The 12,054-nt window shown below is 57.7% G+C and carries 16 protein-coding genes and 1 pseudogene; 9 read left to right on the top strand and 8 right to left on the bottom strand.

Annotated elements, in window-relative coordinates; translation table 11 throughout:
• Nucleotides 1-172: 172 nt before the first annotated feature.
• Nucleotides 173-1,312, bottom strand: a complete 1,140-nt coding sequence (locus AC1DM5_RS29975) for an RHE_PE00001 family protein (RefSeq protein ID WP_477976466.1) — start codon at nt 1,310-1,312, stop codon at nt 173-175.
• A 671-nt stretch (nt 1,313-1,983) separates the two neighbouring features.
• Here AC1DM5_RS29975 and AC1DM5_RS29970 point away from each other — a divergent pair.
• A complete protein-coding gene (locus tag AC1DM5_RS29970) occupies nt 1,984-2,907 on the top strand; it encodes a LysR family transcriptional regulator (protein WP_477976464.1) in 924 nt (307 codons plus the stop codon).
• A gap of 64 nt (nt 2,908-2,971) precedes the next feature.
• Here the strand turns inward: AC1DM5_RS29970 and AC1DM5_RS29965 are convergent, their stop codons facing one another.
• From AC1DM5_RS29965 to AC1DM5_RS29955, 3 genes are all read right to left on the bottom strand, one after another.
• Nucleotides 2,972-3,769, bottom strand: coding sequence for an SDR family oxidoreductase (locus AC1DM5_RS29965; protein ID WP_477976462.1), 798 nt, complete (start codon nt 3,767-3,769; stop codon nt 2,972-2,974).
• 746 nt (nt 3,770-4,515) lie between these two features.
• On the bottom strand, nt 4,516-5,103 hold the full coding sequence (locus tag AC1DM5_RS29960) for an RES family NAD+ phosphorylase (protein ID WP_477976460.1): 588 nt from the start codon (nt 5,101-5,103) through the stop codon (nt 4,516-4,518).
• Complete coding sequence (locus AC1DM5_RS29955) at nt 5,100-5,903, bottom strand: hypothetical protein (protein ID WP_477976458.1); 804 nt, start codon at nt 5,901-5,903, stop codon at nt 5,100-5,102. Before AC1DM5_RS29955 ends, AC1DM5_RS29960 begins: the two co-directional genes overlap by 4 nt.
• 324 nt (nt 5,904-6,227) lie before the next feature.
• Here AC1DM5_RS29955 and AC1DM5_RS29950 point away from each other — a divergent pair, with 324 nt between their 5' ends.
• The 6 genes from AC1DM5_RS29950 (at nt 6,228) to AC1DM5_RS29925 (ending at nt 8,677) form a co-directional block, all read left to right on the top strand.
• The gene (locus AC1DM5_RS29950; RefSeq protein ID WP_477823665.1) at nt 6,228-6,479 is read left to right on the top strand and encodes a type II toxin-antitoxin system ParD family antitoxin; all 252 of its coding nucleotides are present in this window, start codon (nt 6,228-6,230) and stop codon (nt 6,477-6,479) included.
• 19 nt (nt 6,480-6,498) lie between these two features.
• Nucleotides 6,499-6,786, top strand: a complete 288-nt coding sequence (locus AC1DM5_RS29945) for a type II toxin-antitoxin system RelE/ParE family toxin (RefSeq protein WP_477976456.1) — start codon at nt 6,499-6,501, stop codon at nt 6,784-6,786.
• A 373-nt stretch (nt 6,787-7,159) separates the two neighbouring features.
• A complete protein-coding gene (locus tag AC1DM5_RS29940) occupies nt 7,160-7,402 on the top strand; it encodes a type II toxin-antitoxin system Phd/YefM family antitoxin (protein ID WP_477976454.1) in 243 nt (80 codons plus the stop codon).
• The gene (locus AC1DM5_RS29935; RefSeq protein WP_477976453.1) at nt 7,402-7,821 is read left to right on the top strand and encodes a type II toxin-antitoxin system VapC family toxin; all 420 of its coding nucleotides are present in this window, start codon (nt 7,402-7,404) and stop codon (nt 7,819-7,821) included. Before AC1DM5_RS29940 ends, AC1DM5_RS29935 begins: the two co-directional genes overlap by 1 nt.
• A gap of 194 nt (nt 7,822-8,015) precedes the next feature.
• The gene (locus tag AC1DM5_RS29930) at nt 8,016-8,270 is read left to right on the top strand and encodes a type II toxin-antitoxin system Phd/YefM family antitoxin (RefSeq protein WP_477976452.1); all 255 of its coding nucleotides are present in this window, start codon (nt 8,016-8,018) and stop codon (nt 8,268-8,270) included.
• A complete protein-coding gene (locus AC1DM5_RS29925; RefSeq protein WP_477976450.1) occupies nt 8,270-8,677 on the top strand; it encodes a PIN domain-containing protein in 408 nt (135 codons plus the stop codon). The genes AC1DM5_RS29930 and AC1DM5_RS29925 overlap by 1 nt, the downstream gene beginning before the upstream one ends.
• An 80-nt stretch (nt 8,678-8,757) precedes the next feature.
• Here AC1DM5_RS29925 and AC1DM5_RS29920 read toward each other — a convergent pair whose 3' ends face one another.
• Together AC1DM5_RS29920 and AC1DM5_RS29915 are read right to left on the bottom strand one after the other, a co-directional pair.
• Nucleotides 8,758-8,940, bottom strand: coding sequence for a hypothetical protein (locus AC1DM5_RS29920; RefSeq protein WP_477976448.1), 183 nt, complete (start codon nt 8,938-8,940; stop codon nt 8,758-8,760).
• A 246-nt stretch (nt 8,941-9,186) separates the two neighbouring features.
• Nucleotides 9,187-9,573 (bottom strand): limonene-1,2-epoxide hydrolase family protein, encoded by a 387-nt coding sequence (locus AC1DM5_RS29915; protein ID WP_477976446.1) that lies wholly within the window; start codon nt 9,571-9,573, stop codon nt 9,187-9,189.
• A 140-nt stretch (nt 9,574-9,713) separates the two neighbouring features.
• Here AC1DM5_RS29915 and AC1DM5_RS29910 point away from each other — a divergent pair, with 140 nt between their 5' ends.
• Both AC1DM5_RS29910 and AC1DM5_RS29905 read left to right on the top strand, forming a co-directional pair.
• A complete protein-coding gene (locus AC1DM5_RS29910) occupies nt 9,714-10,592 on the top strand; it encodes an AraC family transcriptional regulator (RefSeq protein ID WP_477976444.1) in 879 nt (292 codons plus the stop codon).
• A gap of 188 nt (nt 10,593-10,780) precedes the next feature.
• A pseudogene (locus AC1DM5_RS29905) lies at nt 10,781-10,969 on the top strand (helix-turn-helix domain-containing protein); the annotation flags it as partial.
• Nucleotides 10,970-11,324: 355 nt separating this feature from the next.
• Here the strand turns inward: AC1DM5_RS29905 and AC1DM5_RS29900 are convergent.
• Nucleotides 11,325-11,738 carry a PIN domain-containing protein gene (locus AC1DM5_RS29900; RefSeq protein WP_477976443.1) on the bottom strand — a complete coding sequence of 138 codons (414 nt, stop codon included), beginning with the start codon at nt 11,736-11,738 and terminating at the stop codon, nt 11,325-11,327.
• Nucleotides 11,735-11,983, bottom strand: coding sequence for a type II toxin-antitoxin system VapB family antitoxin (locus tag AC1DM5_RS29895; protein ID WP_477976441.1), 249 nt, complete (start codon nt 11,981-11,983; stop codon nt 11,735-11,737). Before AC1DM5_RS29895 ends, AC1DM5_RS29900 begins: the two co-directional genes overlap by 4 nt.
• Between the last annotated feature and the right edge of the window lie 71 nt (nt 11,984-12,054).

Genomic DNA, 12,054 nt, shown 5'->3' with positions numbered 1-12,054 from the left:
GGCGCGCGAATGAATATCGATAACTTATTTAAAGTTGCGGGGCAAAACAGCATTTTTTCCTGTGATGCCATTCTTGTTGATGGCCCTCTGAGTTTCCAACGGCGTCCGAGCAACGGATAAGCAAAATCCTCAAGAATGCAGCTACCGGATCCAACGCAGCAAGGGGCACCTTTCAAACAACACCCCACGCCCGAAACCTCCCCCTCCCCGTCATCTCCCTGAGGCCGAGCTCCAAAACAATCCGCCGCGCCGCCTGCGGCGTGACATCGAGCGTCTTCGCCACCATCCCGGCCGACACCAATGGCTTTGCCATCACCAGCTCGACCAGCTCCGGCAGCTTTGAAGAGGTCCGGCGTCCATCCAGCTTTCGCTCGAACATCGTGCGCGCCAACGCAAGCCGGTCGTGCTCCTTGAGCCCGATCTCGGCGGCCGCAATCAGGCCGTGGGCGATTGCAAGCAGCCGGGTTTCACGATCACGATGGCGGCGCCGATCGACGGGAATGGTTTTGAGGCCGAGATTGATGGCGGCCAGATGGGCGCCGGTGGTGATGCCGGCCTGACGCAGGATCGACGCTGCCAGCAGCCGGCCAAGCCAAGTGGCATGCTGAAGCACGGAAAGCTCGCTCCAGGCATCTAGCGCGATTACCGCCTGCAGCATCGCCGGCAGGTCCTGAGCCTGTCGCAACACGCCGCGCCACTCGTCTAGCCTGGCATCCTCGTCCCAATCGAGATCGTAGATGATCGGATCTTTGTCTTGGCCGCCGCCATGGTACGGCCGTCTGGCACTCTCGATCGCCGCCTCCGATCTAGCGAGGACCGCATCGATGGCGGCATAGTCGACGCCCGGCGGATTCCCGGGGTCATCGGTGTCTTCACCCTCCCCTTCCGGATCGTTTGTGACCGCGCGCCGGATGGCATCGGCGGTCGCCACCTCATCCGTGTCGGCCTGCGTGATCTCCGCGGTTTTTCGCAGGGTCCGAATGCCATCGGGCGACAGCGCCCAGCCGGGGAGTTGGGCGGCAATGCGCCGGCGGGTGCGCAGGACGTCGCGGGCGATGGTCAGCTCATGGGTGGGTGTGCGAATATCGCGGGTGTGGTCATGGAGGACGAGGTCTTCGAGATGGACCAATTCGCCGTCGATCCACAGCGAGGAGCATGCGTCGGCAAAATGGGATCGTGCGATCCAGCCTTCGCCGACCGGCGAACGGGCAATCCGTTCGTCCAAACGCGTCAGCGCGACCCCGGCGTCGAAAGCCGGCCGCATCAGGGCTGTCATGCTGATTTTCGGGAGATCGTAAGCCATTGAAATCATGGTAAATGATTTCTTGTAGGAACTCTATCTCAAAGTTAGTATTCCTCACATCGGATGGCTTTGGGCAGGCGCTCTAACCATCGATAAGTATCAAGTATCGATAGTGAGCGATTTGACGGCGCTGAGCAGTGATGTCGGCCGTCCTATCGAGCGGATTCCCCACATTTCCTGCAATGTCAGGCGAATTTCGCCCGAATTCGGCGAACAACGCGCTGCCACGTGCATTGTCCCACCCCTCCTAACGCAAGCGCCGTAAGGCTCCCCGACGGATTTCCGTCGTCCTGGACTACCAGCCGGGTGATCTTCGAAGCTCATATCGTTTGCCCCTTATTCTCCGGCATTTTCGCCTCACAGCGCCGCAGGCCCGCATCGGCTCGGTGGACGGCCAGAGACCGGTGACGAGACGAAAATCGGGCGCTACAGACTCGCGTTAGGTCTCTAAAACACGCTTCCTATGGTACATTTGTCCGCGCATCTCTTATCTAAACCACGACGCCGGATTTCCATCAAAAATCCACGGCCAAACGCCGAAGAGCGATCCTCCTTCCCCGCCTCGCCGACTGATCGGCACCTTGTGATATCAAGTCGGCTTAGCGCGTCTCTCTCTCTTGAATTTTAGGAAATTTACTGCTCTAGGATCGCGTCTTTCTATTACGTTTGCGGTGACCTGCATGGATCGGCTAGAAGCTATGGCGATGCTGGTGTCTTCCATTGAGGAAGGGAGCCTGTCGGCTGCTGCTAGAAAACTACGAGTTCCAGTCACCACGCTCACCCGAAACGTCAACGAACTCGAAGCGCTGGTTGGAACGAAGCTGCTCGTGCGATCAACACGGAAACTTGAACTCACCGATGCCGGGGCCGATTACGTTGTGTCCGCAAAGCAAATTCTGGAACAGGTCGACGAACAAGAACGTCGTGCCGCGGGCGAATTCACGGCGCCACAGGGCGAGCTTGTCGTTACCACTCCGGTGCAGGTAGCGCGACTGCGAGTGCTGCCGGTAATCGATCAATTTCTCGCGCTTTATCCGAAGATAAGAATCCGGCTTTTGCAGTCCGATCGCAACCTGGATCTCATCGATTCCCATGCCGATGTGGCTATTCGGGTTGGGCGCTTGCGCGATAGTAGTCTCGTTGCAACACGAGTTGGAAGCTTGCGCGTGGTGGTGGTCGCCAGCAAGGAGCTGTTGAGGAATCGGGGTGAGCCGACGACACCGGAGCAGCTTCGCGGCTACCCGTGCGTGGTTTTCGATAGCCCCTACCTCTCGCCCTGGCGTTTCCGCAATCCGGATACAGGAGTGATTTCGAAGATCGCAGAGGTGCCACGGCTGCTGGTGTCGTCGCCGGACGCTGCGGTTGATTCCGCAATTGATGGCATTGGCGCAACGCTCGTCCTGGAGCATGACGTCGATGCGGCGATTAAAGCGGGAAAGCTTGATTATATTTTGCAGGAGTTTGAAGTTGAGCCGATCCCGGTTCACATCGTTTATCTTTCCCGAAACGCTATGCCTTTAAAGCTACGGCGGTTCATAGACTTCGCTGTGCCGAAGCTGCGCGAAGAACTTGCTGAATTCGGCCGAATTCCTTCGAGCGAATAGGACAGCCCGTCGTCTGCGAATTATATCAAGACGACAGGCTGCTGTCGGTTCTGGGTCAGCAGCGTCAGAATTGAGTCAGACCGCCATCCACAACCAGTTCCGTGCCTGTAGTGTAAGACGAGTCATCGCTTGCCAAAAACAGCACGGTCTTTGCGAGTTCGACCGGCTGCCCGAAACGCTTCAGAGCGATCTTCTGTGTGATGCCGGATGCGACCTCGGCGAGTACGTCTTCGGGTAGGCCGATCTTGCTGTAGAACGGTGTGGCGATTGCGCCGGGGCTGACGGCATTTACGCGGATGCCCCGAGGGGCCAACTCTGCGCCGAGAGTGCGAACAAGTGAACGCGTCGCAGCCTTGCTGGCGGCAAGAATCGATAGTCCTGGGTAGCCGATCGTGTTCAGGAACGATGTCGTGACGATGATGCTGCCGCCCTCGGCAATGATCGGTGCTGTCTTCTGGATAGTGAAGAACGTACCGGTGAAGTTGAGGGACAGGTTTTCAGCGACGTAGTCTTCCGTCACGGCTTCAAGCGGGGCGACGGTCGTCGCTCCAGCGTTGGCGAATACGATGTCGATATGACCAAACTTCGCCTGGGTTTCTTCAACGGCGCGTTCGATCTCGGCCACTTTCCGGATATCGGCACGAACCAACAGCGGCTTGCCGTCGAGTTCCTTGCCCGCTGCGGTCAGCCGTTCATCGTTCGAGCCGACGAGAACCACATGAGCGCCTTCGGCCTGAAAGAGCTTTGCGGTTTCCAGACCGATGCCCGACGTGCCGCCAGTGACGAATGCAATCTTATTCTTCAGCTTCATTGTAGCCTCTATTGAGATGAAAAATTGAGTCTCAACCCGCAGCTCGATCATTTCGAACATCTAGTTTCACTGACCGCCCTGCGTGAAATGGAAGATGCATCTAGTCGCAAATATTCGGAACAAGCTTAGAATGCTCAACATTTAACCGAAAAATGGAGAGATGCATGGCCGCGATGAAGTATCGATTTGCGATGCACCAAGGCAAACTCCGATCGCAACCCGCCATCGAACACGCATGCCTCGCTATAGCCACGCTTGGTCAGAGATCGTTATAAGCTGTGGGACATAGAGGAAGGCGACCGCAAGCACTTGCCGGCCGGCGAGTTCACGGCGATCACCCGCAACGTTTCGAAACATGTGCCGCTCTTCCGATCGGCCAAACTGACGTTCGAAATCAGTGCCGGCGTGCGGCCTACGCTGCCTCATTACGCCGCGCCCCTGCCCTGGGCGGCGGCGCGGTCCATGTGGCCTATGCACAGCGTGCGGTAAGCTGCAAACTGCGCTTCGGCGGCTTTCTGATGCCTAGAAAGCCGTGAGCTGCCGCCCAGGCACAGCAGACAAGCCCATGTCGCTTCTGCGTCCGCCGAATTAAGGTGAATCCGGCGAATTAGGAAAATGCTTTGTTCCGCGGAATCAGTGGGATAGAATCCGCTTGATTGGGACGGTCGACAGCTAAAGGTCGGTCAACAGCTACGGTCGGATCGGGGTTCGAAAGCGACAAAAAGGCACGATCATCGATCCTACTTGCATCCAGGCACATAACGGCAATTGAGAGCGCGCCACGTCCCTCATGGCAGCTAGGGTGCCAAGCCAACCCCATAACGTTCACCGATCTCCCAGAACCAGTCCCGGTCCAATTCGATATCTCGGGAAACCTCATAAATTGCATCCGCCGCGCGTTCGTAGAGCGCAAAGCAGAGTTCGGTGTCGTCGTGGCGCGCGTGATAGGCGATCCCGTCGAACGCAAGGGGGTGTTTTAACAGTTCCTTCGACCACGCCTGGGCGATCTCATACGGCAGGCCGCCGTGGGGCACTTCCGCCGTGGCGCCGACCCGCGCCAGTCCTGGCCCGGCGAGACGCACTAGCGTCAATGGTCTTTTTGCCGCGAGGCGCACGTATGCTTTGCGTTGCAGCAGTTCGGCATCCACCAGTGTACGCCCCGGCGTCCTCAGGAACGTCTCGGCAAACGCGCCAGCAATCTCTTGAGCGGCATACAGCACGCCATAGGAGCCATCTGGCGCATTGAAGCGCCCGAGATCAGATCTATCGAAATAGATCGGTTCATAAGCTGCGCTGTAGAAGCGATGAAGGTACCGTCCTTCCGGCAGTGTCACCAATTTGGGAACGCGGCTCGAAAGATCGGCCGGCGGTCGCGGAGCGCTCACGCCCCCTGCTCGCCGTACCGTCGCGCCGCCTCGATAACCTGATCCTGTTGCCCGGACCTGAGAAGATCGATCGGCTTTCGATCGCCAAGGCGTGCATCCGGTCGCGCCAAAAAGTTCAGCAATATCCAAGGATTTCTGCTTTGAAGCGCGTCACGCACCTCCCGAAGTCCTTCAACGATCGTTCCGTCCGGCGCAAATTGCAGCGTCGGGTAGCTTCTCCGATTGCTTGGTCCAGGCACGGCGAGCAGCGAGCCTTCCTGAACGCGTTTGTCCACTGCCTGACGGGAAATGCCGCGCATCAGCGTCCTGACTTGCTCGAGATCATAGGCTCCCCCCGCCGCGCGCAAATCCTCTTCCGCGATGCGGACGCCCGCCAGCAGTGCTCGGCTGCGCGCATCCGGTTCGAAAGCCGACTTGTCGATGACCGGTGTCTTGGTTTCCGACTGGCGTTGACGCAGGCTGGTCGTGGCTTCGGCGATCCGAGAGATCCGTCCCCGACCCGCCTGGCGGATCTTTCGGATCGATTCCGGTTTTGACGATACGATGGCGACCTCGGCGCCGGCTGGCAGATCGAACCCAGAGAGAGCCTTGATCGGATCCCCCTTCATCATGAACATCGTCACGACGTCGGCGCTGCGCTCCCGTCGAACCTTTGCCTTGCTGCCTGCTCGATCAACCATCGTTTCAGTCTCCTTCATGCACAAGATATGTATTCGCGCAATTTTGTCAACTTGGTCAACTAAAGCAAATAGCCTCGAGTTCAAAATCCAAATCAAGATCCGGTGATCACCGCAGCCCATGCGCCATAGCCAAGCGCAAAATTGGGACATTCGCCACCCAAAATGGGCGCCCCTCAGATGGGATTCTACTGTTGATCACATCGCGGGTTGAACCAGGTATCGATAGTGATCGATTTGAGGGTGCAAGTGCAGGATAACGGTCGCCCAGAGTGGCCGGAACTTCCGACCGTCAACCCAAGGAACGAGCTGGAAGTACGACACCGGCGATTGTTCGATCAGCGATTTAGCCGCCAGGAAGCACGCCGCTTCAGTCGGAGAATTTCCCCGAATAATATTGTAAAAGTATTGTATTTTGCTGTATCATAGCGCCAAGGAGTAAACGACATGGCACGCGCAAAGACTTTTTCGCTTGGCGACACTTATGACGGGATTCTTTCGGATCTGGTCCGCAATGGACGGTTTGGTACGGAGACCGAGGCCGTGCGGGCTGGGATCCGCATGCTGGCCGACCACGAGCTGAAAATGCAGGCGTTACGTCGGGACATCCAAACGGCCGACGGCGAGATTGAAGCGGGCCTCGGCAAGGAATACGCTACCGGCGCAGATCTTCTCAAAGACGTCATGAACGAAAGCTAGCGCCATCAAACCGAAACGCTTGATTATTGCGCCGTCCGCAATCGAGGATTTGCGGAGTATCCGGCGCCATATTGCCGAGAGCAGCCCGCACTATGCGCAGGAATTCCTGGCCGACTTGACGGCCAAGATTGCGTGGATCGCGGAGGTGGACTTCACCGGCTCCCCACGCGACCACATCTCGGAAGGCCTACGGGGCTTTCCCTACCGAAACCGCTGCATCTATTATCGTTCCTATCACGACCGGATAGTGATCCTGCGTGTCAGGCACGGCGCCGAGGATATAAAGCCGCAGGATTTCGAGCTCTAAGCCGCACGTAGCGCACCGGTTCAAGCACAAGCCAACTAGTTTCAGGGCGACGATGCGGCGGAGAAACGGTTCGCCACAGCGGTATCCTGATAGCGCCGAAGTTTTTAGAGACGGTGGCGGCAGTGACAGTAGAGATCATTGGCTCACTCCTTCCCGTAAAGTGCGGGCTTTCCGGAAAGTGTTCAAAGGAGCATCGGGTGTCGATCGCGATGGATCTAAAAGCGTAAATCGACGCGGAAAGGCCGCACTCCATGGAAGCATTGACGCACTTGGCATGGTGTTGACTTTCGTAATTATGCGTTACGTTGGGCTCGGTGTCGAATGGAGGCCGTCTTTCCGCCGCCCCGCGACAGCGTATCGGCAGGAGTTTTTCATGACCGTCAAAGTCAAGGTCGGCGCGGCCAAGACGCATTTTTCCGAATTGCTGGCCAAGGTCGAGGCGGGCGAAGAGGTAATCATCTCACGGGGGAACACGCCGATCGCGAAACTGTCGCGCATCCGGCATGAAAATGATATCGATGCCGTTATTGCCGAGATCAAAGCCCTGCGTTCGACCATTCAGTCCACCAGGCAGGGTGAAATTCGCGAATGGCGCGATGAGGGCCAACGGTCCTAATGCCCTTCGTTCTCGGTGCTTCCATCGCCGGGGCCTGGTTTCTGCCGGACGAACAGAATGACGCTGCCGACCGCTTGCTGGCTGAGCTTCGTTCAGCCCCGGCGCTTGTCCCGTCGCAATTCTGGTTCGAGATCCGAAACAATTTCCTGATGGCCGAGCGACGTGGTCGGCTTCGACCCGGAGACGCCTCGTTGCTGATGGGCCAGTTGCGCAGGCTGTCATTGGAGGACGCCGGATCGGGAAACGACCCTGCCGTGCTCGACCTTGCGACGCGTCACATGCTGAGCGCTTATGATGCCAGTTATCTGGATCTCGCAAAAACGGTCGATCTGCCGTTGGCGACTGGCGATCGGAAAATGGCCGCGGCCGCCCGCAACGAAGGTGTTATTGTCGTCGGGCCACTTGCGGATGAGCGGTAATCAGCCGTTGTCGGCCTTGGGCTGATGCGGAACCAGTATCGATAGTGATCGATTTGAGGGTGCAAGTGCAGGATAACGGTCGCCCAGAGTGGCCGGAACTTCCGACCGTCAGCACAAGGGTACGCGTCTCTACTTTATTTGGCCACCGAAAGTGCCTATATAGCTAGACAGGCTAGCTAACTCGGAGCAGAACCATGGAATGGCAGCTACAGGACGCGAAAAACCAGTTTTCAAAAGTGGTACAAAAGGCGCGATTTGAAGGTCCGCAGGAAATCACTGTACGCGGAGAAAGAACCGCTGTCGTTTTATCCACGCGTGACTATGACGCCTTGCGCGCAGGCCGCCCCACACTCGTTGACGATCTACTCGGCGGTCCGTCTTGGGACGACGAGCTCGTTGATGCGCTCGAGGCGCGCGCCAAGATCCCCAGCCGCGACGTAGCCTTCTGATGTACCTGCTGGACACCAACATTGTCTCAGAAGCGCGACGCGGCACCCCGCAAGCGGTATCCTGGTTGCGATCGGTCGATCCGCTCAGCGTCCACCTAAGCGCCCTGACCCTGGGCGAAATCATGCGTGGCATCGCGCTGAAACAAAAGTCTGACCCGAGGGCCGCCTCTCACCTTACCGAGTGGCTGCGCAAGCTACGCCGGGACCACGGTGATCGTATCCTGCCGGTAACTGACCAGATCGCGGTGGAATGGGGCCGTATCGCAGCGATCCGTCCCCGAGGCGATATTGGTGGGCTGCTCGCCGCGACCGCGATCATCCACGACCTGATCCTCGTCACGCGCAACGTCAAGGACTTCGAAGACACCGACGCAACTGTGATCAATCCCTGGGATATGCCGGCGTAGGGATAGCGTTTATACGATCCAGATCGATGTCCACAGCGAACTGCCGCGAGCTTCAACGGGATCACCGCCTGCAGCCCTGATCAGCCGTTGTCGGCCTTGGCGGTGATGCATTTCAGGTATCGATAGTGACCGATTTGACGGTGCTGAGCGGTGATGTCAGTCACCCCTGTCCGGGCTTTTGGGTCGTTTTCCAGGTTCAGTAGACTCGCGAAAGCAAGCGGACGAATGACCCCCTCGCGAGCCACGGCCTTTTGCTGGGCCATCTCTCTGATAGGCATCCTGTCGGGCGTCTGCGCCGTTGAGACCTCCAGCCGGCAATCCGGCTTGGCCACTATCAACCGCTGCTGATCTCACAATGCTCACCGACCATAACAGTTGGAAAACGCTGCGTCGCATCTTGTTACCCTTGAGATAACTCTACCATCGGTCGGACGGAGTCGTCTGCAACGCCCCGGTGACCTGAGACCAAATACTGGTGGTCGCGCTGAAAGATCAGGAGCTGCAGCCGACTAGCTACCAGCCAGCTGTGACACAGCATTGACGTCAACATAGTCGCGCCACGCAATGATATGATCACCTTGCGTTTCGTAGATCCCCATCAGCGTGACCCTTCCGATCTCGCTGCCGTCGGCGCGTTCGAAAATATCCAGCCGTTCAGTGAGAACACGGTTTCCCTCAGCAGCAATGGCGAGCATCTCGATGTGCACCGTCGCAATGCCCATCGTTTTTTCGAGCTCGTCGACCATGCCCACAGCATCTTCGATGCCAGTCGTTGAGGAGATCCCTACGTTGGTCCAAACCGTCTCCGGGGTAAACCAACGCCGTATTGCGGGTCTCCCGCCATCTTCGGGAAAGGCGTTGCAAAAGTCAGTTACGATCTCGATCGGGGAAGGCATGTCATGTTCCTTTCAACAAAAGTCTGCCTGCACCGGTATGGGCCCTCTTGAGGTGCCTTGGCGATGCCTGATGGTCTTGAAAAATTGCCTGATCCTGCCATCGGCTTGACGTTTATAAGCAAGTCGCGACAACTGGTGCGATGGAAACACTTGATGAACTACGCACTCTGGCGATCCGTCATGCAGGAACCCGGCACTCCGGCCTCTCGCGCTTGATGGTGCACAGATATACCGAATCGACGGAGGTTGCTGGCCAAGTCTATGATCCGATGGCGTTTATCGTGCTGCAGGGGATCAAGCGGACAATCATCGGCGATAAAGTCTTCGAATATGGCCCAGGGCAAACAATGATCGTCGCTGCGGAGGTCACCGCCATGGATCAAATCGCCGAGGCATCAGCGGAAAAACCCTTCCTGGCTGTCGGTCTTCACCTTGATCCGGCGGTTATCACCAACGTGGTACTCTATCTGTCCGAGGTGCCGGAGCTGCAGATCCAACCCGGCTTTGGCTTCAGCATTGCCAATACCGAGTTAATCGGCGCATGGCAAAGACTACTGGCGGTGCTTGATCGTCCAAAGGAGATCCCCGTAATGGCGCTGCACCTGGAACATGAGCTGATGTTTCGGTTGATGATGGGACCCCACGCCGAAATGCTGCGTCAGGTTGCCGGAATAGACTCTCGGTTATCACATATACGGAAGGCCATGGCCTGGATCCGAGAGCACTACACGGAGCAGATCAGTATTGAGGCAATGGCTGCCGTCGCAGGGATGAGCGAGTCCGTGTTCCATCGGCGTTTCAAAGCAGTGACCGCCTTGAGCCCGTTGCAATACCAAAAGCACATCCGGCTGCAGGAAGCCCGTCGCCGCATGGTTGCCCGACAGGCCGATGCAGGCTCGGTTTCTCATGAGGTTGGCTACAAGAGCATCTCGCAGTTCAGCCGGGAGTACAAACGTCTCTTCGGCGCGACGCCTCGGCGCGACGCCGGATTGATGCAGGCGATCGTTGATCCGAAATAAGGAATACTACCATGTACACCCCTATCGAAATCGTGAAGCCTTCTGTGCTGCCTTCCAATGACGGCGGGACCGCGAACCCTCTGGGTCAACGAAGGAGTACGTCACCACCGGTATCGAGGAAGCGATCGCCTGGCTTGGGCGGCCCGAAAGGTCACCCGGCATCGCCGCAGTTCACTTCGACATGCGGGCAGCTTCGGCTGCAGGAAGCGCGTCAAATGTTGCTCCCCGGGTATCGCAGCGCTTCGGATGTCGCATACTCAGTTGGTTACGAGGGCGCTTCGCAATTTAGTCGCGAATATCTCCGGCAGTTCGGTGCACCGCCGGCCCGCAGTGTGCGCCAGATCAGGCAGACGATCGCCCGTCCGCCCATGAACTGATCCCTTCGTGCGCAACAAGATCTAAATAGCGCAGATGCTCTGTGACCGGTTCTCTTCCCGCGTTCGTGCGGTAATTAGGGAGCGGATAGCCAGCAGTCGGCGATCTGTGAAAAGTCAGCCGACTTCAGCGCTAGGCGCATTCCAGGCAACCATGAAAATCCCGATAATCCTGGAAGGTAACAAGTGCAATTGATACCGTGAAAAGGATTCCACTCGATCATGCCGATCGACAGGTGATGTCGCCCCAATATCTCCGGCGCAGACCCAAGGGAGAAACCCACCCGATCCTCGCACGTGTTCCCGGCAGGCAAAGCGCTGAAAATCGAAACGGCAAAAATAAGCACGGTTGCGGCGATCAAAAATCCCACGGGTTGACAAGATCGAGACCCGTCGTTTCAAAATCCTTGAGATTGCGCGTCGCCAGTCGTGCGCCGTTCACGCGAGCGATTGCGGCGATCATTCCATCGGGTGCCGACATTGGGCGGCCCTGACGCGCCGCTTGCCCCATGATTTCTCCGTAGGCAAGTGCTGCTTCTTCCGTCAGGACAAACATCCGATCGGCAAACCGGCGGCGCCATTCGGCCAGCCCCTGTTCCAAGCGGTCCGCCCTCTGGTCCGGCTTGATCTTTTGGATACCGAAAGCGATCTCGGCGACTGTCACGATGGGCAGGGCCAATTCAGCGTCGAACCGAACCAGCCATGCCATCACGGCTTCGTTAGGATCCTTCCTCAACGTCTCAGAGACGACGTTTGTATCGAGGAATATCAAAGCTCGATGCCCTGATGCGGATGACGGCTCTCTTGAATGACAGCGTCCAGATCGATGTCCGTGGCAGCTTGCGCGTTTACACGTGCATAGAAGGCGGACGCAGGTTCACGCCCCGCCTCCCGTGTCTCGTAGGCTTCAAGCGCACGTTCGACCACCTCAGCGATCGAACGATTTTCGCGACGCGCCAACCGGTGAGCTAGATCCCGCGCCTTGGAACTGCGAACAGAAAGTTGTGGTGCGGCCATTGCGATCTCCTTTTCCAGAGAAGATAAGACAATATCCGTGTGCCATCAAGATGGCAGGTGCCAGCTTGCAC

This window comes from Rhizobium sp. 01T437, from assembly GCF_056398505.1.
The sequence above is the reverse complement of the archived record's forward strand: the minus strand, read 5'-3'. Positions and strand labels throughout refer to the sequence as shown.

Excerpts from the sequence above, each read along its gene's own strand:
- AC1DM5_RS29930 (WP_477976452.1), top strand. The coding sequence starts at position 8,016 with ATGGAATGGCAGCTACAGGACGCGAAAAACCAGTTTTCAAAAGTGGTA.
- AC1DM5_RS29940 (WP_477976454.1), top strand. The coding sequence starts at position 7,160 with ATGACCGTCAAAGTCAAGGTCGGCGCGGCCAAGACGCATTTTTCCGAA.
- AC1DM5_RS29895 (WP_477976441.1), bottom strand. The coding sequence starts at position 11,983 with ATGGCCGCACCACAACTTTCTGTTCGCAGTTCCAAGGCGCGGGATCTA.
- AC1DM5_RS29925 (WP_477976450.1), top strand. The coding sequence starts at position 8,270 with ATGTACCTGCTGGACACCAACATTGTCTCAGAAGCGCGACGCGGCACC.
- AC1DM5_RS29910 (WP_477976444.1), top strand. The coding sequence starts at position 9,714 with ATGGAAACACTTGATGAACTACGCACTCTGGCGATCCGTCATGCAGGA.
- AC1DM5_RS29965 (WP_477976462.1), bottom strand. The coding sequence starts at position 3,769 with ATGATCGAGCTGCGGGTTGAGACTCAATTTTTCATCTCAATAGAGGCT.
- AC1DM5_RS29920 (WP_477976448.1), bottom strand. The coding sequence starts at position 8,940 with ATGGCCCAGCAAAAGGCCGTGGCTCGCGAGGGGGTCATTCGTCCGCTT.
- AC1DM5_RS29975 (WP_477976466.1), bottom strand. The coding sequence starts at position 1,312 with ATGATTTCAATGGCTTACGATCTCCCGAAAATCAGCATGACAGCCCTG.
- AC1DM5_RS29970 (WP_477976464.1), top strand. The coding sequence starts at position 1,984 with ATGGATCGGCTAGAAGCTATGGCGATGCTGGTGTCTTCCATTGAGGAA.
- AC1DM5_RS29955 (WP_477976458.1), bottom strand. The coding sequence starts at position 5,903 with ATGGGCTGCGGTGATCACCGGATCTTGATTTGGATTTTGAACTCGAGG.
- AC1DM5_RS29935 (WP_477976453.1), top strand. The coding sequence starts at position 7,402 with ATGCCCTTCGTTCTCGGTGCTTCCATCGCCGGGGCCTGGTTTCTGCCG.
- AC1DM5_RS29950 (WP_477823665.1), top strand. The coding sequence starts at position 6,228 with ATGGCACGCGCAAAGACTTTTTCGCTTGGCGACACTTATGACGGGATT.
- AC1DM5_RS29915 (WP_477976446.1), bottom strand. The coding sequence starts at position 9,573 with ATGCCTTCCCCGATCGAGATCGTAACTGACTTTTGCAACGCCTTTCCC.